We start from the raw sequence: 22,711 nt of genomic DNA, 5'->3' as shown, positions 1-22,711 counted from the left end.
TATGCAAATACAAACTGAGACAAAAAAACAATCTAGTAAACAAAAGTTTAAAATGCCCGATGCGTACGTACTACTATTTTTTATTGCTTTACTTTGCGCCATTGCTACGTATTTCGTTCCTGCTGGAGAATTTAAAAGGGTTACAAACGGGACCGTTACAACAACAATACCAGGTAGCTACCATTCTGTTCCGCAATCACCTGTAGGATTTGTCTCTTTTTTTACCGCTATTGAAAAAGGAATGACACTTGCTGCTCCTATTATCTTTCTAATTTTATTTACGGGCGGGGCTATTGCAATTCTTGAAAAAACAGGTGCCCTTGACGGTTTAATCTATCATGTTATTAACAAATTTCGTAATCAGCAATTACTTTTCATTTGTATAGTTGCCGCACTTTTTTCTATTCTTGGAACGACTGGCATTATCGTTAATTCAGTTATCGGTTTTATCCCCATCGGCATCATCGTTGCACGCACATTAAAATGGGACGCTATCGTCGGTGTAGCAATTATTTATTTAGGTACTTATGCTGGCTTTAATGCTACTATTTTATCTCCCTCACCTTTAGGCATTTCACAAAAGATTGCAGAACTTCCGATGTTTTCCGGAATTGGTTTACGCACCGCAATCTATATATCTTTTTTACTTGCCACTATCCTTTATATAAATTGGTATGTAAAGCGCTTGAAAAAATCGAATAAAGGAAGCATTCTTGGCGATAACTGGTTTCCAAGTAACGCTCTTTCAAGCGAAAAAGAAACAGAGAAAAAAGAAGTTCCTTGGACGATACGTCATAAATTAATTTTAATCGTTTCAGCTTTATCATTAATTGCATTTTTAATAGGCGCTTTTCGTCTACATTGGACGGACGCAGAAATGACTGCTACTTTTATTTTCATAGCAATTATAGCGGGAATAATAGGTGGTATGAAAGCAAACGATATCGCTTCTACTTTTCTAGCAGGTTGCCAAAATCTCATATACGGTGCTTTAATCGTTGGAATGGCTCGTTGTATTTCAGTCATTTTAGAACAAGGAAAATTGCTTGATACGATTGTTAACCAACTCGCACAAACTCTCGAAGGACAAAGCCCTGTATTTGGTGTTATCGGCATGTATGTGAGTAGTGCCGCATTACATTTCCTTATTTCATCCGGGACAGGAGAATCGGTTATTTTTATTCCGATATTAGCTCCATTAGCTGATTTCATGCACATTACACGCCAAGTTACAGTACAGGCTGTTATGCTTGGAGAAGGTGTAGTCAACTGCTTAAATCCAACTTCCGGTGTTTTAATGGGCGTTCTCGCAGCAAGCGGCATTTCTTACGGCAAATGGATTCGATTCATGGCTCCACTTGCATTCATTTGGTTTATCATTGGACTTGTTTTTCTTATTGTTGGGGTGAATATTGAGTGGGGACCGTACTAAAATACCCATATATACTTAACTTGATAAAATATCTATCCTATTCTCCTCTTCAATCCTATAAAAATCATTTATTCTAGTAAACATATAAGAAGGGATTGATCATAATGATCAATCCCTTTTATCAAAATATAATACCTTTAAAAATCTTAGTTCCAAATTTTATTTACCCATTCAGGATGATCAATAAAAGGATTGCGGTTATGTTGATATTTTGTAAAAATCACTTCATTACGCTTTCGCTCTAAATCATCGACCGGGTCTTGTTCATTCCATTTTAATAAAACAGATAGTTTCCCCATGTATGCATCTTTATTGTTATTCACTTTTTCATTTAGTTCTAAATCTATTTCGCCGTTGTCCCCCTCGTAACGAACAGCCATATAAAACAGCATTCTAGCAATATCTCCTTTTACACTATCACGAGGTTCCCAAGAATCACTATCATATTTACATTCTGTCGCTTCAGAATGATTTACACCACCGTTATCAAAATCCAGATTTCCACGTGAACTATTTACAGATACATCCGTCGCTCTTAAATGATGTAGATCTGTTCCAGGTCCTGCAGTCGTTCCAAAGTCACCGTGAGATTTTGCCCAAACATGCTCACGGTTCCAGTTATTTACTCCTGATCCATTCGTAAGCTTCCCTTGCGAACGACCAGTATATAAGAGTATCACATTATTTTTATTATTTGGATCTTCATCAGTATCTCTTAGTGCTTCCCAAACCGCACTGTATGATAACTTTGTATGATTATCAATAATATTATGCAGTTCCTTCTTTAATTCTAAGCCCGTTTTTCCTATTGCGTTATTATAATATGTATCGTCATAACTTTTTACAATAATCTCTTGTGCTGATGCAGGAGCTACTTCACCGTGTATAGTATCTGTGAATGATAGAGATGCAGAACCTAAAATAAAAAATGAAGATAGTGTAATCATAGCAATCTTTGTATTTCGAAACTTCATATACCCATTCCCCTTTAAAATATAATTTGAAGCTATTAACTAAAAAGCGCTTTCTAACCCCCGAAACCTTTTAGAAACCCATACCCCTTTTCTGTTTATTTAATACAAGACTCTATCCAGTCTGTATCACTTCTAAACTTTTTGTTTATTCACATTCCAAACAATTTCACTTTTTACAAGGAATATCCTTCTCTTATAAAGATTATTAAAATATTCTTTACAATTTAAAAGTAGTTTAATATTAACTTATAAATTGTAATTTATTTATGCAATAATACATATTTGATAATTTGTTCAAAAGCATTTAAAGAAAACTGTGCTCAAATATATAAAATTTAATATAGAAATTAAAAATCCGATGCTAATATGAATTCTTTTCTCTACAAATAAAAAAAGAATGTGTCTCACACATCCCTTTTTTCATTCCCATTTGTAAAAGGATTCTATATCCCTTCAAGCCTTACTATTTATTTCGTTATCTCACCAAACTGCGCTCTCGTCACTTTCACCAAGTCATCAACTTTAAGCTCAATTTGTATACCGATTTTCCCGCCGCTTACTATCATCGTTTCAAGTGATTGGGCGCTTTCATCGATACATGTAGAAAATAGCTTTTTCATTCCGACTGGCGAACAACCACCGCGAATATACCCTGACACTTTCGTAATATCTTTAACAGGAATCATTTCAATCTTTTTTTCACTTACTGATTTTGCCGCAGCTTTTAAATTTAGTTCCTCATCTACCGGGATGATAAACACATGATAATTTTTACTATTCCCTTGAGCGATTAACGTTTTATATACTTCTTTCACTTCTCTTCCAATTTTCTCGGCTACTGATACGCCATCAATTTTCCCATCATCTGGATCATATGACATCATCGAATATTCAATTTTCTCTTTATCTAATATTCGCATCGCATTTGTTTTATCTTTTTTCATGGGTTTCTCCTTAAAAAGTCATTTCATAACATTAATTTTGCTTTTATTATACACCCTTTTCCATTTCTCCTACATAACTTCACGTATTTTTCAAAACTAAAAATATTGATAATTGAAAAATCATCTGATATAATTTGGAAAAACTTATGTTAAGGAGAGATTTGTAATGAGAAATTTTAATACTTCTTTCCAACTTCATCATCATACGTAACGCCGTGTATCCGAAGAAAAATTTTTCTTCGTGGGTACAGGGCTTTTCCTGTTGACCCACGAAGCGTTCATAAAGCTATGTGGGTATTTTTATACCTGCATAGCTTTTTTTAATTTAAAAAAGGAGTGATTATGATGGAAATGAGAAATGTAAAAGGAACGAAAGACTATTTACCAGAGGAGCAAGTGCTGCGAAATAAAATTAAAAGGGCTTGTGAAGATACGTTTGAACGATACGGATGCAAGCCGTTAGAGACACCAACGTTAAATATGTATGAGCTTATGTCTTACAAGTACGGTGGTGGCGATGAAATATTAAAAGAAATATATAAACTTGAGGATCAAGGAAAACGTGACCTTGCGTTACGATACGATTTAACTATTCCATTCGCAAAAGTTGTGGCAATGAATCAGAATATCCGCCTTCCGTTTAAACGTTATGAAATTGGGAAAGTATTTCGAGATGGGCCAATTAAACAAGGAAGATTTCGTGAATTTATACAATGCGACGTTGATATAGTCGGTGTAGAATCAGTCATGGCTGAAGCGGAACTCATGAGCATGGCGTTTGAGCTGTTCCGAATATTAAACTTAGAAGTAACGATCCAATATAATAACCGAAAATTGTTAAACGGTATTCTCGAGTTCATTAACATCCCTACTGAGTTAACGAGTGACGTCATTTTATCATTAGATAAAATCGAAAAGATTGGGATTGATGGTGTACGAAAAGATGTATTAGAACGCGGAATTTCTGAAGAAATGGCTGATACGATATGTAATACCGTATTATCTTGTCTAAAACTTTCAATTGCCGACTTTAAAGAAGCTTTCAATAACCAACTCGTTGCCGATGGAGTAAACGAATTGCAACAATTACAGCAATATTTAATCGCTCTCAGAATAAATGAAAATACGATATTCAATCCGTTTTTAGCAAGAGGACTCACAATGTATACTGGCACCGTATATGAAATCTTTTTAAAAGATGGATCGATTACATCCAGCATCGGTAGCGGCGGCCGTTACGATAACATTATCGGAGCATTCCGTGGTGATAATATGAACTATCCAACAGTCGGTATTTCATTCGGTTTAGACGTTATTTATACAGCACTATCGCAGAAAGAAACAAACCCATCTACAGCGGATCTATTTATCATCCCACTCGGGACAGAGTTACAATGCTTACAAATTGCCCAGCAATTACGCACCACTACTTCGTTAAAAATCGAACTAGAACTAGCAGGACGCAAATTAAAACGTGCCCTTAATTATGCCAATAAAGAGAATATCCCTTATGTGCTTATTATTGGTGAAGAAGAACTTAGTACAGAAACCGTTATGCTAAGAAATATGAAAGAAGGTAGTGAAGTAAAGGTCTCCCTTTCTTCTTTAAGCAGTTATTTATAATACAAACCACCCTCGTTTGGGTGGCTTTCCTATTTTATAGATAATCAATAATTAGTTTACATAAAATAATTACAAGCTACTTAAAACTAAAAATATATAATATCCAATTACCTATTATTTTTGGTGATATACAGATATTAATTATTTTAGGAGGATTTATTTTGAAAGTCTACATACAAGCACTAAAGTGGACCACAGGGATCTCTCATCTTTTATTACTTCCTTGTTATTATTTATTTCAGGAACTTGTTAACTTAGATGGGATAATTTTACTACTATTGATTGCTTTACATATCACTACTTTTTTATTAGCTAAAAAAGAAGACATGAATACGTGCCCTCATTATATCGGTATTATCGTTACTCTAGTTGCCTTTTTCCCTTATATAGACCTCGTTCTACATATGATAGCAGCCATTTTACTTTTATTAGATGCTGCTTCTACGAATGCAAAAGAAGTTTATGATTCATAGATGGATAAAATGAAACTTTAATCCATTGAATTTTGAAATAGGTCAGCAAAAAGGATTTACTTTTTAAGTAAACCTTTTTTCATTTTTAATTACTTTCCTTACTCCAGAATAATAAAAGAATATTCTGTTTAATCTTTATAAATTTCTAAATATTTATAATACATTCAAATTAACATACATTTTAGTTATGAAAAAAATCTAAGTTTTAAGGAGATGAATCCATGCTGAAAAAGTTGATAGCAGGTGCATTATTAACTGTTTCGTCGTTAACTGGAGGAGTGGGATTAGTATCAGCTAGTACCGAAAAGGATTATTCGATTACCTCTTTTGAATATGTAACTGTAGATGAAAAGACTGTAGATTCGTTTAACAAATTGAGTGCGCCATTAAAGGAAGACATAAAAATAACGTTAGTACTACCGAAACAAAATCAAAATGGAGACTGGTTATCTTATGGATTTTCGAGCAAAGAAAGTTTAGAGTCTTTTATTGAAAAAGATAAACAAAGATTGAATAATACAATTACTCCCCTTGGGGTTGGCGGGAGCGGACCTAATAGTACAGACTTCTATGAACATGCAAATAAAGGTGGCGAGTATTTTTCTCATAGCAGTGGTTTTAAAAATTTGCCTCCTAGTTGGCAAAATAGAATTTCTTCCATAAGTACAGCATCCCCTACTGCTAGCTATTCAACAACGCTATGGGAACATACTTCAACTGAAGGATATGGAAAAGGTGTTGTTTTTAAACACGCTGATTGGTATGGCAAAACTGTAAACTTGAATGACTTCGCAATTTCAGCAATTGATGTTAAAAAGTAAAAAACATGAAAATAAAAGGTGTCTTCACATATGGAAAACACCTTTTATTTCTACAACTATTTCACATATCTCGTCTATACCAATTTCAACTCTTAATTATTATTTTTCGTATTCCTACTCTCCATGACTTTCTCCATATTATGGGTTGCCCATTCCATCATTAATAGAATTACTGGACGAAGAGATTCCCCAAGCTCAGTTAATGAATATTCTACTTTTGGCGGCACTTCACGGTATACTTCGCGATGTATGATGCCATCTGCTTCAAGTTCTCTAAGCTGAAGTGTTAACATTCTTTGTGTGATATTAGGTTTTAATCTTTTTAATTCATTAAACCTCTTTTTCCCATCTAATAAATGATACAAAATAACACCTTTCCATTTTCCACCAATAACCTCAACCATCGCTTCAACTGGACAAGAATATTTGTTTAAAAATGGGTAATTTATATTATTTTCGTTTGGACAATCCATAATAAATCCCTTCCCTTATCAATAGTATCTTTTTTGATACTATACCACATAAATGTGCGTACTTGTATCTATGTTACTTTAAAAATATAATTTACTTACAAAAATAAATTTATGAAAAGAGGAACTTTTATGACAAATACAAACGAAATTACAAAAGAAAAGATTATGGAGGCTTTTCATTTCAGACATGCATGTAAAGAGTTCGATCCTATGCACAAAATTTCAGAAGAGGATTTTAAATTCATTTTAGAAACAGGCAGATTATCTCCTTCTTCTTTTGGATATGAACCTTGGAAATTTATTGTCGTACAAAATAAAGAATTAAGAGAAAAACTACAACCATATTCATGGGGCGCTGGTGGGCAACTTGCAACAGCAAGCCACTTCGTCATTGTTCTTTCAAGAAACATTAAAGATATGCACTATGATGCAGAGTATATTAAATATATGATGAACGATATTATTGGATTGCCTGAAGACACTCAAAAAATTAGATATGAATTCTTCAAAAAGTTCCAGGAATCAGATTTTAACTTATTACAATCCGATCGTGCTGTATTTGATTGGGCATCTAAACAAACTTATATTGCTTTAGGTAATATGATGACGAGCGCAGCTCAAATCGGTATTGATTCTTGTCCAATAGAAGGATTTGATAAAGAGGAAGTAGATACTTTACTTCGTCAAGAAGGCATTATACAAGGCGATAATCTTGAAGTATCAGTTATGGTTGCCTTTGGTTACCGTAAAGAAGAGCCAAAGCGTGATAAAACAAGACAGACTATGGATACAATTGTTGAATGGATTAAGTAATATAGCACAGACAAATAATGCTCCTAATAGCTGGATACTTATACTAAAGAACTATCAGTCGTTTTTCTTATGTATGAATTTGGTTTTTCATGGAAAGATATATTAGTATGTATACAGTTTGAGCGCTCTATTTTTAGAGTCGAACAGGAGGAGAATGAATATGTCTGATATTGAAGTTGGCGAAGTGTTTACTCTTAGTGATGAGAATAACGAAGAGCAAGAAGTAGAAGTACTTGGAGTGATGGATGTCGAAGGCGCAGAGTATATTGCAGTTGCCTTTGTTGAAGATATCCAAACAGAAACTGAGGAAGACATTGATATTTTCTTTTTAAAAGTAGAAGAAGATAATGAGTTTTCATACATTGAAAATGATGAAGAGTTTGATAAAGTATCTGCTGCGTTTGAAAAGATTTTGGATGAGCAAGAGCAAGAATAGTATGAATGAAAAACACGAGAGCGGATGCATATCCGCCCTCTTTTTATTTATTACTCATCCAGAGACTCACGCAGTAATTGCAGTACATCTTTCATCGCAAAAGGTCCACCTTTTTTAACATGCTCCGCAAATTCTGAAACGAGACGTAATGTTCTCACACTTTCGATTGGATGCTCTCCTGATGCACTTTCAGCTGAAAGCATAACTGCATTCGTCCCGTCCAGTACAGCTTGAAACACATCAGTCACCTCTGCCCTTGTTGGAATAGAATGATCTACCATAGATTGAAGCATTTGTGTTGCTGTAATGACATATGTATTCGTTCGATTACATTCCTGAATCATCATTTTCTGTAAAAGCGGAATGCATTGATACGGTAACTCTACTCCTAAATCGCCCCTTGCAATCATAATTCCATCTGCTTCTTTACATATATCTTGAAAATTCTCGATTGCTTCCATCGTTTCTATTTTTGCAATTACATTAGGTGACGTTTCTTTATACTGTTGTATAAAATCTCGTATTTCTTTTATATGACTAGGTTTTCTTACGAAAGAACACGCGATAAAATCAACATTCTCTTCTAAAAGAAACTGAATATCTTTTTTATCTTTCTCTGTAATAGCTGGTAAACGAACAGCCGCACCTGGTAAATTAACTCCTTTATGGGATGAGATATTGCCACCTGTTTTGACCTTTGTTTCTATTTTGTCCGTACTTATCTTTTCAACAATTAATTCAACTTCTCCATCATTAATCAAAATTCTACTGTCTACTTTCACATCATTCGCAATTCCTTCATAATCAACGCTTGCTTCTATATTACTCCCTGTAACTAGTTGTGTATGTAAAATAAAAGGATCTCCTGCCTGAAGTGTAATTTGCTCTCCCTTCACTTCACCTAATCTTATTTTAGGACCTTGTACATCACCCAAAAATTTAATAGAGTCATCTAATGATTTCACTAAACGAATGATATCTTTATGACTTTCATGCGTGCCATGCGATAAATTTAGTCGAACAATTTTCATACCATTCTTTATTAACTGTGCTAACGTTTCTTTATTATTACTTGCGGGTCCAATTGTACAAATTCGATCAATTGTCATTTTTGTCACCATCCTTTTTTTAATACGTTTCCCATATGAACTTAAAAATAACAGAGATTATGACATGAATAGATTTAAATTTACACGAAATTCATAAGGTTAAACCTGTATTCCTTGCTGGCTAAGCATTAGAAGATATATTCGCTTTTTTCCAAATGAAGACATGTTGAATCGAAAGTAAAAAAAAGTTAAGTATGGGATAAACCATTGAGAGTTTCGAAATTTTCATATATTGTATGAATTGAGTTCGAACTCAAAAATTTAAAAAGGTGGGAAAATTAGTGAATATGAAAAAATCTTTATCGGTGACAACTTTAGGGTTAGCGGTTTTAGGTTTTGGTTTTACTAATAACGCAAGTGCTTCAGAGGTCGATACTGTAGACAGGCAGCCCGTTTTAGTTGACTTTGATACAATTCAATCAACAAAAACATCTAGTGTTCCTAGTTTGACTGTTGCAGCTGCACCTAAGAATGACTCTAACATTAGCGTATATACTCCCTTTTTTGGTAACCCATATGCAGTTGCTAAATCGAAATCAACTACGACCGAAGACTATGTTTATGCAAAAGCAAGAACTTTCAATGGCGATGGCTCATTAGTAAATACGAAAAGTAATAGTGCAAAAAAATCATCCTTTGTAAGTGCTACAGCGACCAACACAAGCATTTATTATGGAGATGATTACGCTATCGGTAATCATACCTATAAATTAAGTGGTTATAATGATGTGAATCACGAAACAAAAGCTTTCTGGTAAGAAAGAGAAAAAAGATATGCATCTTGCATATCTTTTTTCTCTAATATTTTACATATATTGAGGTGCTATTTATGAAACAAATATATATTATTAGCGGTGTTTTACTTATTTCATTACTTACAATTTATATTTTGTTCAATACTTCAATCATACAACCTCATCCACCTTCCATAGAAAATAAACGAGAGCAACAAACCAATACTATTTCTTACGGATTGAAGGATAATCAAGGCCAACATATTAACAATGGTAGTACAATTACTAGTGAGGATAATAAAATTAATGTATCATTATCATTCGTACATACTATTAACGAAAACCGAAAATATGGATTAATTGTTCTAGAAGATTACGAACAAAAACCTTTTAAAATAGAAGATACTACTAATGAAATATCACACTATTTTTTTGATATGAAACCAAACAGTTCAATTACTACGAAAATCTCTTTACACACCTCTCCTAATGCAAGTGAATTAACCTTTTTAATAATTAAAAAACCTGAATACAAATTAAAAGATAATAACTTAAATAAAGCAGCTATTTTAGAAGATATTCTAAGTATGCGATATTCAATGCATCCTCTTCAGAAAGAAAGCGAAAAAATAAAACTCTCCCTTATAGATCCAGATGCTATTTTAAAAGATGGTCTTTACGAACCATTATTTGTTACGAACCGTGAAGAGAACTTACAAACTGTCTTCTTTGAAAAGGAAGGCAAGCAATTAATTCTATCAAACGGTAATGAAACAAATGATGAAATGACTTACGCAATCGTGGCTTTTAAAGATTGGAAACAAGTTGAAATATTTAACAATAGAAAAGTCGTTTATACTAAGGTTGCACCTGAAACAAGACAAATCTTTAATTTCACATTGCCTTCAGTGGATCAGGAAAGTAATTTTCAACTCGTTGCTTTTCCATTTCCTTTTAAAGTTAGCGAAGAAGATTATATCAGTCAACAAGCATTCAGTTCCTTTCGCATCGTAATTGAAAATGAAAATAAATAAGTTATACTGTGCACATTACAACAACCTAAAAAAAGGCCTACTCACACGAGTAGGCTTTTGAAACTATGAAAGTTTCGTCAATAACTGATTTAAATCTTTTTTCGTTTTCGTCGTTAATGATTTCATTTTATTAATATCGATTTTTTCTTTCTCCGCTCCTACAATTAACGGATACATGCTTTGACCGATTGTTTTAGAATCCGTCGGATGTGATGCTTCTAGCTCTTTTTCAATCACGTCCCACTTTTCATTAATTTGTTTGCCAAGCTTATTCACTGTTTCCAATTTTGGATTAGCAGCTAACTGCTTATCCAAGCTATCAATTAATGCCACCACTTCTTTAACGTTCGTTTTCACAGCAACACTTTTCTTCGGATCTTTCGTTGTCTTTTCGTTATTGTTTGTGTTTGTGTTTGAGCTTGTACTTGTGCTTTGATCTGCTGTTTTCCCGCTAGTCGTTTGGTCATTCGTTTTTCCTGTCGTTTCTTTTTCTTTTGTTTTCACATTCTCATTTTGAGTTGATGTTTTACCGTTACTTTCTGTTCCTGATGATTCTTTCGTATTTTTTGCATCTTTATCTGTTTTTTCATTTGAAGAAGTATTTGTTTCTTTTTCAGTATCTTTCGTTGTTTTGGACGCTTCATCTGCACTTGTCGTTTTTGCTTCTCCTTCATTTTGCGCTGTTACTTGCTCTTTCTTTTCTGCCTCTTTATCTGCTGATGGACTACAAGCTGCCATAGTAAGCATTGTACCAATTGTTATCGATGCGATAGCGACCTTTTTCATTTTCATATAAATCCCCCTATGTTTACTTTATTTATCCTCCCCTTTACGATTCGATTTCCCCTTAAAAAATCCCTTTTCATACGAATTACCATCTTTCCGACAGTAATCTTCATAATAATACGTACAAAAACTGATAAATCAATTCGAATATTCGAGTTTCTTCTACTTCATTTTTCTGCTCGTAAGTAAAAGAAAAAGAGTATATTGTCACATTAAGAATTACTATCTTCATATGACGATATACTCTTCTATCAAATTTTTATCTTTCTTGACATTTTATTTATACAAAAAAATAAAATTTTCTTTCGTTTTTTGTTTCTCAACATTTGTTAACATAATATTTTTATGAATAACCACCATTCGAGTGAATGACTTGCCCAGTAACCCATTTCGCTTCTTCACTTACTAAAAAAGAAATTAAGCGCGCAGCATCCATTGTTTCTCCAACTCTACCTTGCGGGAACTTCCATACTAAATGATGCTTCAGCTCCTCTGTAATCCATCCTGTATTCGTCGGTCCTGGATCTACAGCATTCACTGTAATCCCCTTCTCCATCGCAACTGGTGCTACTGACTTTGTAAATGCTTCAATTGCCCCTTTCGTTGCTGCATATGCTAGTTCATCTGGCATTGGACCTACTGACTGTCCTGAAGTAAGATTAATAATACTCCCGCCCGTTTTAAGTGAATAATGTTTTATAAACAATGAGCTTAATAACATAGTAGCCCGAACATTAACTGTATAATGTTTATCCAACTGCTCTACATCTAATTCCTCAATTCTCGTATGAATAGAATATACTGCATTATTAACTAGAATAGATGGATCACCTAACCGTTCTGATACCATATAAAACAAACGATTTGGCGAATAAGACTGCGATAAATTGATTTCTGCCATTTCACATCGAACATCGTAACTTTCAATTTCCTCTTTCAGCAAAAAGGGTTCTTGATCACTCATTCCCCATGGCATCGCTTTATCATACTTTGGCCAGTACGTGAAAAAAATGTCTATCCCCTTTTGAGCAAGCACCTTGCATACAGCTGCACCAATTCCATTCAGACGAGTTGCCCCTGTTACAATTGCTATTTTCTTCACCTTTTTCTCCTCCATCTATACACAGATCCCCTGCATGAATACAGAGGATCTATCTTCTTATTGAATATTTGACAGTATACGTTCAGCACCTAATTTTAACATTTTAATAAAAATATAATTTACAATCGTAAACATTACAAATAAAACGATAAACATAACCCACAGTCCGACATGAAGGAAGAAGTATAATACACTTACTCCCCCCACAATAATTAAAGCTATTAAAATATTAACTAAAAAATTCCACAAAGTTGTATATCGACTTTTAAATAATTTCTGCTCTGTATCCCAATGAATATCTGCAGTTTGTGCGTCCCAGCGTGTTCCGATTAAATTAATTAACAATAAACCGTTCGCACTTAATAAGAACCAAAGAACCATAAATACTGGAGAAATTCCCGCTACAACTGCCATCGTAATACCGAATACTGCTAAAATAATTACATTAATTAACCAAGCAGTGATTGCTTTCGCAAAAAAGATATCCGAAGCCTTTACTGGTAAATAACGATTCACAAACCAAGAGCTTCCATCTCGCGAAAATGACGTTGTTGCAATGACGTTACTACCCATTAAAAATAAAGATGCACAAAGGCCAACACCAATTGCAAATCCCGTTGTCTCTGGATTGTTAATATACTCTGTAATAAACTTTAAATTTCCATCTTGCACAAATAAAATAAAGAACAACATAATTGGCATAACGAAAGTTTGTACAATGCAATTTAAGAAAAATTGTGGTGTACGGAATAACGTTTTAAATTCTTTTTTCACATACGCTTTTAAATGCGAACTTTGTACTGTTGATTTCTGTAAACCTTCCGCGGAAATAACTTGTTTCTTTGCTGTACTCGTTGAAAGTCCAATAACCCCTTTTAAATATGTACGCTCTGCAATGTAATAAAACAACACAAAGAAGACAAATGAAATAACTGCAAAGATTATTACATATAAAGGTCCCTTCCAATTTGCATTTTCTACTAATGCCACTGCTCCAAAATATGTAGTTGGAAAATAATTTGTCATTTGTACTAAAAGAGAAGATTGATTATTTACAAGATATTCCGCAGCCCCGTCTCCAGAAAACGCACTTTTATTTCTCCACTGCATAAATACGTTAATTCCTACAATAAATAATATACTTACGATTCCAATAAATATATTTCCTCGATCTTTATTTTTCGCTATATTTGTATACCTCATAATAATTGTCATCAGTAACGAAGCTAATACTAACGGCACGATTGGGAAGAGTAAGTAAATAAAAATCATATATATGTAATATGTAATAAATGCGCCACTTTTTAAACCGTATGTAATGAAGATTGGTAATAAAATAAATGAACTCATTACGTATTGTGTAATTAATACCGTTAAAAATTTTGCCGAAATAATTTGCGCTGGTTTTAATGGTAACGGAAGTAACATTTCAATGTCATTGCTGTAGTAAAATACAGTTAAAATGTTCGTAATACTCATTAAAAATACCCATATACTCGCAATCGCAAGTCCCATTGCGATAATCATTCCTGGATCTTGCCCTAAATGTATCATTCCCTCATACATTGCATGCGTGATAGAACCAAACAGTAAAAAGCCGACAAATAAAATAGCTGCAAATGAAAATACATACGCCCATCGCTTCTTCTTATCTGTTATAAAATCTGCATAATTTAATTTCAATAATACTTTCGTTAACGTCCAAATTTTACTCATTGCCCGTCATCTCCAAGAACATTTTTTCAAGTGATTCATTGGATTTAAAATGATCTCTCATTTCATCTAAATTCCCTTTGAACTGCAAATTCCCCTTATTAATAATCGCGACGCGGTCACATAATTTTTCTGCCACTTCTAATACGTGTGTAGAGAAAAATACAATCTTTCCTTTATCCGCATGCTCTCTCATCATTTCTTTTAAAATATATGCAGATTTCGGATCAAGTCCTGTTAATGGTTCATCTAAAATCCATACATCTGGCTCATGCACGAGCACACCAATAATAACGATTTTTTGTCTCATACCGTGCGAATAACTTTGAATTTGATCAGATAAAGCATTATAAAGATCAAACTTCTTTGCTAAAGATTCTATTCGTTCTTGTCTTACTTCTTTCGGCACTTCATACATATCAGCCATAAAGTTTAAATATTCAATTCCTTTTAAACGTAAAAACATATCTGGACTATCCGGCACATAACCAAACGTCTTCTTCGCTTCCATCGGCTCTTCCATAATATTTTTTCCGTTAATCGTAATAGTCCCTTTGTCCACCCCATGAATACCAGTAATCATCTTAATTGTCGTTGATTTACCGGCACCATTCGGTCCTAAAAATCCAAAGATTTCTCCGCTAGGCACAGATAAACTTAAATCTTTTACTGCATAGGTAGAACCATTATAACTTTTTGACACATTCGTAATTTCAATCATTCCATCCAATCCTTTCCTTAATTACCAAATAACTATATTAACATTATAGCATACTTATATTTTTAGATTTTTGTATTTTTCAGTTTTTAACCTTTAAAATAAATATACAGACCTAACCCAACGATTAAAACGACAGCTAGTATAATATAAATCATCGTAAGTCTTCTAATATTCCCCTTTGTAGATTTACTATAATTTGCATCACCCTTTCGCCCAATTAACACCGTCGCGACTACAGTAATCACTACAAGTAATACAACGATCATAATCCAATTTAGCATACCTTCCTCCCCCTCCTTACAACCATTTTACAATATTATCCTCTTTATTTCGCAGTATATTTCCTCTTTTTACTATTATTATGAAGCAAACTGGAAAACTATTATTACCATTCCTATCCATACGTGATATATTTATAACATAACGTGATTTATTTATAACATAATAAGGAGGAACTATCATGAAAACAACTTGGATAAAATATTTAGGATTTCTTGGTTTCTTCGGTTTTCTTGGCTTTTTTTATGAAAAAGGATTGTTTACTATGTTCTGTTTCTTCTCCTTTTTCACATCGTATAGAACAGTTCAACACGATGAACTGTTTGAACAAATTGTCAATAAATCGTGCCGCAATGCATTTATCGTTACGTTACTAACTACTGCAATCATTATATTTATTGAAATGTTATTTCTAAACCCGACGCTACAAGAAATTGATATCGCTCTTATTTTCGCCACACTCATTCTTACATTCGGTTTTTCTATGTTCTTTTATGATAAACCTGTTGATGAAATGGAAGATGCACCATGGCGTTCGTAACGAAAATAAAAGAATACCGGGCCAAATTGAACATGACACAAGAAGATTTAGCGAAGAGCGTTGGTGTGCGACGTGAAACAATTAGTCATCTCGAAAAAGGTAAATACAATCCTTCCTTACAACTTGCTCACGATATAGCGAAGGCACTACATAGTACGATTGATGAGATTTTTATTTTTGAGGATTGATTAAAGGCATCCAGTCACAAGAATCACATAAAAAATACCGTCATTCTTTCCAAGACGAATGACGGTATTTCTCATTGATTATCCATATAAAACCGCATGAAATATGCCTAATAGTAAGTATTGATCCTGCATGTAATCTTCATCATATACTTTCATCTCAATGTAATACATATCTTCCTCAAGACGAATATTCCAATCTGCAATTACATAGCCTTTTCGTAATAACTTTCCCATTCCAAATGAAGTTTTATGAACAACATATTCTTCTGCCTTATATGTAAAGGTAAATAAGAAATTTGCATCCAATAACTTTCCGTCACATACAAGTATTTCATGCTCTACATCATTATTATCTTTGTACGTTACTAAAATCCTTCTTTGGCGCTGCCTACTTACATCCTTTGCAATGACGCGAATATTTCCCTTACTATCCTTTATTTCATAAATGATATTACTACCAATTTTCGGAATAAAATCCAGCACTCTCATCAACGTATTTTTATAATAGCCCCGTACTACGCCTACTTGCTCGCTTCCATTATAAACCTCTATCGGCGTCGTATCTGCTTTGCTGTCACACGGTCGTTTGTAAGAGAGCTGCATCATTCGCTCTCCTCTTAAGTACTGATCAAATGTCACAGGATATTCCATCATGCGCAGTTCTTTATTTAGCTCATACAAATAGCGTTGAACACTCTCTATTAATGTTGTAGTAGCTATACGCTCTTGCAGTTCAAATTCTTGCCAGCTGGAAGAAACATTCCATTGATTATGATCCTCTTCATAGAAGAAACTAAGAATTACCTCTTCACGGTTAGCCGTTTCATATTTCATAGGCACGTTCTGCCCATGTTGAACTTGTTCCATCCACTGACCTAAATAAATGCCCAGCTCTGCAACCTTTATACATGATTTTTGAAAAAATACGCTGTCACTCGCGCAAATCGTTACATCTCCTTCGATAAAACCCTTTGAATAAGCATCATACCGTGACTCATCCTTCTGCGGGAGATTCTTGTCTAACTCAAATAAAAACGTTAACATCCTTTATTCACCTCTAGTTGTTACACTAATCATACATGACATCGCATCACTCTGAGAAACTATTTATATACGTATATTTAATTCACGCATTATAACACGTGAATGACCTTGTATAGTAGCGTTATTTTTTGTTCTATATCTTAGTATATGAACTTATATCATCGATTTTTCAAATATATCTATCACAACTCACAATATATCAACGATTTTTTCAATATATCTATCACAACTCACAATATATCAACGATTTTTTCAATATATCGATTTTTCGACAAATATCAGCACAATTAAAATGAAGCTACCTTTTCTTCCGCCATTTCTACAATTTCTAAAATTTGTAGCAGACTCTCCACTTCATAAGTCGGATTAACACTCGTCTTATTCTCTTTCAAACTAGGATTATACCAACACGTATCAATGCCGTAATCTTCTCCGCCTTTCATATCAGAAGTTAACGAATCTCCAACTATTAGTACACTTGATTTATCAGTAATCCCAAACTTTTCAAACGCATAATCAAAAATCTCACGCGCTGGTTTTTGATGACCAACTTCTTCAGAAATAATAATGTGATCAAAGAAATTACATAAAGGTGAATTTCCGATTCTTGATTGTTGCACCTTCGTATATCCATTCGTAATAATACCTAACTTGCAATCTTGTAGATTTTCACATAATTGCACTGCACCTTCTATAAGATGTACTTCTTTCCCTAAGTTTTCAAGATATGCATCACTAAATTGCTGCGCATCTACGTCTATATTATGAAGTGCAAATAATTGTCTAAATCGCTCTACGGCTAATTCACTTAGCGTAATCATTTTATTTTCTAAATCTCTCCATAATCCATTACTAATCTCTTTATAACTTGCAAGATGATCATTATACCCTGTAGGCATACCAAACTGTACAAACGCATTATGTAGTGCGTATCTTTCCGTTTCAGGGAAATCTAATAATGTATCATCTACGTCGAATAATATAACTTTGTATTTCATGATGTTCTCCTCAACTCCTATTTTAAAAGCTTCGTTCTCATTGCTTAAAATTTATTTAATTCTTTTAACTAAAGCACACTTTAATTCAATTTTTATATAACTAAAATTACACCTCTGCGTTTAATAACTTATAATCATTATTAAAGTAGGCATGTTAAATTACACCACTTTACCGTCACTTAACATAATAACACGATAGTAATATAAGTTTATATATTTCATTATGAGGCGCTTAACCTGCTCTTTATTGAATACACCATTATCTTCTATTTTCAACTACGCTATAAGTAAAAGGAGGCTAATCTGCTCAGCCTCCTTTTACTTATTAATCTTCTAGTAATAACACTTTCATTTCCTCTAACGACTCTTTCGTAAAGCCAAGTGCTTTTTCAGCATACGCTTCAACTGAACCATATTGCTTTTTCACTTCATCAATCGCAGCTTGTAAATACTCAGCACGAGCTTCGAACATCGCACCTAATATCGCTCTACTCTCATCGTTTTGTAGTTTTGCACCTAAAAAGGCCATCATTTTCTCGTTTAACTTTTCACGGAAACCGTTACTTAGTAAATAATCTTCCATTACTGTTTTCTCTGGTACACCTAGTAAAAGTAATAATAATGCTGATCCAAATCCAGTACGGTCTTTTCCAGCTGTACAGTGGTTTACTAACGGTAAGTTTTCCGGGTTTTGCGCTAAGTTTAAGAAGCTTACGAACGCCTCGTTACCACTTACGAAATCTTGATTCATTTTTACAAGGTATTCGCCTGGTTTCCCTAACATAGAAAGGTCACCAACTTGGAAAAACTCATTTATATTCAAGTCTTTCGCTAAATCTTGCATAACTGGTAAGCACACTTGACGAGCTCCTGTAATCTCAGGGTTTGGCTTATGCTTCACTTCGAAGTCTGTACGGTAATCACAAATTAACTTTAAGCCAGACTTTTGTAAATACTCAATATCCCACTCTGTTAATCCTGCTAACTCTTCAGAACGGTACAACTTGCCCCATTTTACTTTACGGCCTTCAAGCGTTTCATACCCTCCCATATCACGGAAGTTAAACGCGCCTTGTAATGGCAGTCTACGCTCAGCTACTGTCACTGCTTGTCCATTACTACCTATTAGTCTAAAATATGGACGCTCATTTTCACTTAAATTTCCAATTGTATATGATGATTCTCCATTTACCATTGCAAGTAACTCCCCATTTTCTTCAATATGATCTGGTGAAGTACTCCAATAAATGCGAACTTCTTCTATATTATCTTCCCACTTTATATGTAACGTATTCGTTTCATTTCTTTCTACAGTTGCTTGTAGCCCATGTCTTTGCTGCTCCATTCTTTCACCAACGCTTTCTTCGTATAGTCTAATCCTTCTCTATTTTATTATAGGAATATCTACTTTGTCGTTCTCATTTTTCTTTTTATCTTACAAAGAGACAAAAAGTTCTTTTACTTGTTCAAAATTTGTACATGGATTCCCTCGAAATACGTATGCGATTTGTTCATTACCGAGATTTTCATATACAACTGTTCCGCGATCAGGGTGCGAATAAAACTCTAACCCGTTTATAATTTGTTTTGGGCCATAGTTCATTATCCATGAAGAAACAGGATAATACGCTTTGTTTTTATGTCTACAAACCCAAAGTGCATATAGTTTATTAACTTCGTCCCAGTATACATACTGCGTTTCGTCATTTCCAAAACCGACCGATTCAAGTTTCCAACTTACCTTTTCATGAATTGACAAATTTACATAGGATACGTCATCTGGAGCATTCCACTCACGACATCTTCCTATCTCACCCATTCCACCTCTCTTCGCTTGAAAGCTTAATAAGTGAAATGGTGTATATAATATCATTTTCGCAAACTCCGTATGTAGTGGCTGTAACCCAAATAGAAATTTTCCCATTTCATCTTGCTTTACATATCCACGATCAATTGAAATTTCAATTTGTGTTTTCCATTTAGATGTAACATAACTATCTTTTCCTTTATAATTTACACCTTTCCAATACACAAGTGCTTTATATTGAAAACAATCTCCTTTTGCTTGAGAGATACAAGTGTCCGGAAATACCGGCTCCATTATATCGAGAAAAAATTCCTTTACCCGAAACATTCCAGTTGGAGTAACAACCTGAAGCCAAAAAGTCCCCCACTTTTCACCTTCATAACGTTCTGAAACTTTTTCAATCCTCCACCCTTCTAACAATACATTTGGATACAGTAAAACGAATGAATGCATGGATTGTTTTAACATTTTCACCCCTCCCGCTAAATAAGTTCGGGAAAGTACATCATTCATCCTTTAAAACTTCCTCACATACCGCTCAGTACAACTAAGCAGCTGACATCCGTTCTTTTCAAAAACATCCTTCATCCACTCATTTTGTACATTTGTCTCACCAATATAATAAGAAGCACCTATTTCCTTTAAGACAAACAACGCACCTGCAAATAATGCAGCTTCATATCCCTTATTACGCATATTTGGAGTAACTGCGAAGTACATAAGTTTCCCTTCTTCTAACGTACCTCTTTCAATATGCGGGATTACAATTCCTATCGGCTTTTCATCGACATTCGCTGTTAAGCAATGTTCTTTCCATTGCTCACCAATTTCTTGTAGCATCATATGCACAAATTGATCATGAACGACTGGTTCTCCCGTCGCTTCATTCCACAGTGAATAAAAAGCCTCTTCCCCTACTTCTTCAATTAACTTAAAATCAACTTCACTTTCTATATCTTCTACTTCGTATATATCTTTAAATACAATCATGCTTTCCGTAACATATTCAAATGAATACGTTTCAAAACATTTTTTATACACATCATAATTTGGGCTTTTTGAAGAAATTTCAAAATGTAATTTTTCTAATCCATCTTTTTCAGCTTCGGCAACGCAATACTGCATCATTCCCTCTAATTGCTCTTCTGTAAAAACCTCTGCATTATTTTCTTTTATCATAATAGAAGAAGCACTTCTTCTTATTTTAAAATGTTTTTCTAACTGTTCTATCGTCGCCATATTCTTCCCTCATCTATATCATACTCGAATTTGTAATCGTTCTCCTTGCATGAGCAGGATTGTCCTTGAATATATAGAATACTAGAAAAGATCGCATCTTTAAAGTGCGGAGGAGGTTCTCCAGTGGATATTACAGCATTGCAACAACAGTTAGAGCTTATACAACAAAATGACTATACGCAACTACAACATATAGATATTAATGAATTAACTTTGAACATGCTTCAGTATATCGGAACGACTGATAGTTACGTTCGTTATCAACTTATATATAAATGTTTTGTACATTTTATTCATCATGAATTTCTTATGGATGATCAGCTGAAATTGCTTTTACATACTTGTTTAAGTGATGAGTATTTATATTGTGACATTTACTCCCCGCATTCAGATGGGGTTTTCACACGTTCTTACACTGTTTCGTTAATTGCGTTAATACTCCAATTCGCTAACTCGCACTACTTTTTTACAGAGGAGGATATCGAGGAAATAAAAAATAAACTCATTACATATACAAACTTAGAAACGGATTTTCGAGGCTATATTGAAAATAAAGGATGGGCTCATTGTCTTGCTCATGTATCTGATGCCTTTACTGAAATTGTTCATAATACGTATACAACTTTTGAATGGTACGAAGAATTAATTCATTGTTTATTAAATAAAATCTTTATTCCATCTGACCTTTTTCATAATAACGAAGATGAACGCATTGTTACGCCATTACTAGCAATGCTGTATCATGATTTTCCTCAAAACGAGTTAATTTCTATTATTCATAAAAAAATAAAAAGGCTTCCTCAAATTAGAAAACGCCTTTCGCTTAATGAGTATTGTATTTTATGTGCCAATATTAAAACCTTTTTACGCACATTATTTTTCAGAACAAAAGATGACCATAACTTAGCCTTTACAGCACGTAAAACAGAAAGAATGTTAAAAGAACTTCCTAACTATTATTAAATACAAGGAGCAATGACATGGGTTATATTGAAGATATGAGAAATCTAGTAGGAAATCATCCACTTATTTTAATAGGATCACACGCCATTATATTAAATGAAAAAGATGAAGTATTGCTGCAACTCCGTACAGATTTTAAACGCTGGGGCATTATTGGTGGTGCCCTAGAATATAACGAAACGTTAGAAGATGCTTTAAAACGAGAAGTGTTTGAAGAAACTGGACTTATTATTAAAAATCCAGAACTATTCCGTACATACTCAGGGCCAGACTTCTTTCAAATCTATCCAAACGGCGATCAAGTACACGGTGTACTCGTTGTTTATATTTGCCGAGAATTTCATGGTGAACTTGTATGCGATCAAAGTGAATCAAAAGAACTACGCTTCTTTTCACTTGATAAATTACCTAATAATCTTCCTCCTGTTATTGAGAGGATTATTACAGATTATCTAAAAAAATAA

Annotated in this window: 26 protein-coding genes; 12 read left to right on the top strand and 14 right to left on the bottom strand. The window is 33.9% G+C overall.

All coding sequences use genetic code 11. From position 1 onward, the window contains the following. Position 1 precedes the first annotated feature (1 nt). Positions 2–1,432, top strand: coding sequence for a YfcC family protein (locus AC0OM3_RS09175; RefSeq protein ID WP_001166982.1), 1,431 nt, complete (start codon positions 2–4; stop codon positions 1,430–1,432). Between the two features lie 146 nt (positions 1,433–1,578). Here the strand turns inward: AC0OM3_RS09175 and AC0OM3_RS09170 are convergent, their stop codons facing one another. Further along, positions 1,579–2,406 (bottom strand): endonuclease I family protein, encoded by an 828-nt coding sequence (locus AC0OM3_RS09170; RefSeq protein ID WP_000672179.1) that lies wholly within the window; start codon positions 2,404–2,406, stop codon positions 1,579–1,581. A 467-nt stretch (positions 2,407–2,873) separates the two neighbouring features. Next, positions 2,874–3,350, bottom strand: coding sequence for a Cys-tRNA(Pro) deacylase (ybaK, locus tag AC0OM3_RS09165; protein WP_000710851.1), 477 nt, complete (start codon positions 3,348–3,350; stop codon positions 2,874–2,876). A 345-nt stretch (positions 3,351–3,695) separates the two neighbouring features. On the opposite strand from ybaK, the gene AC0OM3_RS09160 reads away from it, so the two are divergent. From AC0OM3_RS09160 to AC0OM3_RS09150, 3 genes are all read left to right on the top strand, one after another. Continuing rightward, a complete protein-coding gene (locus AC0OM3_RS09160) occupies positions 3,696–4,973 on the top strand; it encodes a histidine--tRNA ligase (RefSeq protein ID WP_000425969.1) in 1,278 nt (425 codons plus the stop codon). Between the two features lie 161 nt (positions 4,974–5,134). Further along, a complete protein-coding gene (locus tag AC0OM3_RS09155) occupies positions 5,135–5,446 on the top strand; it encodes a hypothetical protein (RefSeq protein ID WP_000870307.1) in 312 nt (103 codons plus the stop codon). Positions 5,447–5,667: 221 nt separating this feature from the next. Then, positions 5,668–6,267 (top strand): hypothetical protein, encoded by a 600-nt coding sequence (locus tag AC0OM3_RS09150; protein ID WP_000914246.1) that lies wholly within the window; start codon positions 5,668–5,670, stop codon positions 6,265–6,267. 92 nt (positions 6,268–6,359) lie between these two features. Here AC0OM3_RS09150 and AC0OM3_RS09145 read toward each other — a convergent pair whose 3' ends face one another. Further along, a complete protein-coding gene (locus tag AC0OM3_RS09145) occupies positions 6,360–6,740 on the bottom strand; it encodes a winged helix-turn-helix transcriptional regulator (protein WP_000340575.1) in 381 nt (126 codons plus the stop codon). Between the two features lie 129 nt (positions 6,741–6,869). On the opposite strand from AC0OM3_RS09145, the gene AC0OM3_RS09140 reads away from it, so the two are divergent. Both AC0OM3_RS09140 and AC0OM3_RS09135 read left to right on the top strand, forming a co-directional pair. Then, positions 6,870–7,553, top strand: a complete 684-nt coding sequence (locus tag AC0OM3_RS09140; protein ID WP_000185710.1) for an NAD(P)H-dependent oxidoreductase — start codon at positions 6,870–6,872, stop codon at positions 7,551–7,553. Positions 7,554–7,707: 154 nt separating this feature from the next. Beyond that, positions 7,708–7,989: a DUF1292 domain-containing protein gene (locus tag AC0OM3_RS09135; protein ID WP_003301955.1), complete on the top strand. Its 282-nt coding sequence runs from the start codon at positions 7,708–7,710 to the stop codon at positions 7,987–7,989. Positions 7,990–8,039: 50 nt separating this feature from the next. On the opposite strand, the gene AC0OM3_RS09130 is transcribed toward AC0OM3_RS09135, so the two are convergent. Further along, positions 8,040–9,098, bottom strand: a complete 1,059-nt coding sequence (locus AC0OM3_RS09130) for a pyruvate kinase (RefSeq protein ID WP_000151072.1) — start codon at positions 9,096–9,098, stop codon at positions 8,040–8,042. Positions 9,099–9,379: 281 nt separating this feature from the next. On the opposite strand from AC0OM3_RS09130, the gene AC0OM3_RS09125 reads away from it, so the two are divergent. Together AC0OM3_RS09125 and AC0OM3_RS09120 are read left to right on the top strand one after the other, a co-directional pair. Next, the gene (locus AC0OM3_RS09125; protein ID WP_001056360.1) at positions 9,380–9,856 is read left to right on the top strand and encodes a hypothetical protein; all 477 of its coding nucleotides are present in this window, start codon (positions 9,380–9,382) and stop codon (positions 9,854–9,856) included. A 71-nt stretch (positions 9,857–9,927) separates the two neighbouring features. Beyond that, on the top strand, positions 9,928–10,866 hold the full coding sequence (locus AC0OM3_RS09120; RefSeq protein ID WP_000810166.1) for a hypothetical protein: 939 nt from the start codon (positions 9,928–9,930) through the stop codon (positions 10,864–10,866). Between the two features lie 63 nt (positions 10,867–10,929). On the opposite strand, the gene AC0OM3_RS09115 is transcribed toward AC0OM3_RS09120, so the two are convergent. From AC0OM3_RS09115 to AC0OM3_RS09095, 5 genes are all read right to left on the bottom strand, one after another. Continuing rightward, the gene (locus AC0OM3_RS09115; RefSeq protein ID WP_000782526.1) at positions 10,930–11,658 is read right to left on the bottom strand and encodes a hypothetical protein; all 729 of its coding nucleotides are present in this window, start codon (positions 11,656–11,658) and stop codon (positions 10,930–10,932) included. Positions 11,659–11,995: 337 nt separating this feature from the next. Beyond that, positions 11,996–12,754: an SDR family oxidoreductase gene (locus tag AC0OM3_RS09110; protein ID WP_002164101.1), complete on the bottom strand. Its 759-nt coding sequence runs from the start codon at positions 12,752–12,754 to the stop codon at positions 11,996–11,998. Positions 12,755–12,811: 57 nt separating this feature from the next. Continuing rightward, positions 12,812–14,470 (bottom strand): putative ABC transporter permease subunit, encoded by a 1,659-nt coding sequence (locus AC0OM3_RS09105; protein WP_000036868.1) that lies wholly within the window; start codon positions 14,468–14,470, stop codon positions 12,812–12,814. Then, positions 14,463–15,188, bottom strand: coding sequence for an ABC transporter ATP-binding protein (locus AC0OM3_RS09100; RefSeq protein WP_000570206.1), 726 nt, complete (start codon positions 15,186–15,188; stop codon positions 14,463–14,465). Before AC0OM3_RS09100 ends, AC0OM3_RS09105 begins: the two co-directional genes overlap by 8 nt. 86 nt (positions 15,189–15,274) lie before the next feature. Beyond that, positions 15,275–15,469: a hypothetical protein gene (locus tag AC0OM3_RS09095; protein WP_000935864.1), complete on the bottom strand. Its 195-nt coding sequence runs from the start codon at positions 15,467–15,469 to the stop codon at positions 15,275–15,277. Positions 15,470–15,648: 179 nt separating this feature from the next. Here AC0OM3_RS09095 and AC0OM3_RS09090 point away from each other — a divergent pair, with 179 nt between their 5' ends. Next, positions 15,649–16,008 carry a DUF3796 domain-containing protein gene (locus AC0OM3_RS09090; protein WP_000859206.1) on the top strand — a complete coding sequence of 120 codons (360 nt, stop codon included), beginning with the start codon at positions 15,649–15,651 and terminating at the stop codon, positions 16,006–16,008. Continuing rightward, on the top strand, positions 15,996–16,196 hold the full coding sequence (locus AC0OM3_RS09085) for a helix-turn-helix transcriptional regulator (protein WP_000896301.1): 201 nt from the start codon (positions 15,996–15,998) through the stop codon (positions 16,194–16,196). Before AC0OM3_RS09090 ends, AC0OM3_RS09085 begins: the two co-directional genes overlap by 13 nt. A gap of 78 nt (positions 16,197–16,274) precedes the next feature. On the opposite strand, the gene AC0OM3_RS09080 is transcribed toward AC0OM3_RS09085, so the two are convergent. The 5 genes from AC0OM3_RS09080 to AC0OM3_RS09060 form a co-directional block, all read right to left on the bottom strand. After that, positions 16,275–17,240 (bottom strand): tubby C-terminal domain-like protein, encoded by a 966-nt coding sequence (locus tag AC0OM3_RS09080; RefSeq protein WP_000955116.1) that lies wholly within the window; start codon positions 17,238–17,240, stop codon positions 16,275–16,277. A gap of 287 nt (positions 17,241–17,527) precedes the next feature. After that, a complete protein-coding gene (locus AC0OM3_RS09075) occupies positions 17,528–18,238 on the bottom strand; it encodes a YjjG family noncanonical pyrimidine nucleotidase (protein WP_000875941.1) in 711 nt (236 codons plus the stop codon). 325 nt (positions 18,239–18,563) lie between these two features. Then, positions 18,564–19,583 (bottom strand): tyrosine-protein phosphatase, encoded by a 1,020-nt coding sequence (locus AC0OM3_RS09070; RefSeq protein ID WP_000437783.1) that lies wholly within the window; start codon positions 19,581–19,583, stop codon positions 18,564–18,566. A gap of 90 nt (positions 19,584–19,673) precedes the next feature. Next, positions 19,674–20,513, bottom strand: coding sequence for a hypothetical protein (locus AC0OM3_RS09065; protein WP_033673078.1), 840 nt, complete (start codon positions 20,511–20,513; stop codon positions 19,674–19,676). A 48-nt stretch (positions 20,514–20,561) separates the two neighbouring features. Beyond that, entirely contained in the window at positions 20,562–21,284 is a 723-nt protein-coding gene (locus AC0OM3_RS09060) for a GNAT family N-acetyltransferase (protein WP_474211502.1), read from the bottom strand. Between the two features lie 123 nt (positions 21,285–21,407). On the opposite strand from AC0OM3_RS09060, the gene AC0OM3_RS09055 reads away from it, so the two are divergent. Together AC0OM3_RS09055 and AC0OM3_RS09050 are read left to right on the top strand one after the other, a co-directional pair. Continuing rightward, entirely contained in the window at positions 21,408–22,247 is an 840-nt protein-coding gene (locus AC0OM3_RS09055) for a DUF2785 domain-containing protein (RefSeq protein WP_000355446.1), read from the top strand. Between the two features lie 17 nt (positions 22,248–22,264). Next, entirely contained in the window at positions 22,265–22,711 is a 447-nt protein-coding gene (locus AC0OM3_RS09050; RefSeq protein ID WP_000540455.1) for an NUDIX hydrolase, read from the top strand.

The organism is Bacillus sp. FAU20, from assembly GCF_056033865.1.
Note: the sequence above shows the minus strand (reverse complement) of the source record. Positions and strands in the feature narration are given on the sequence as shown.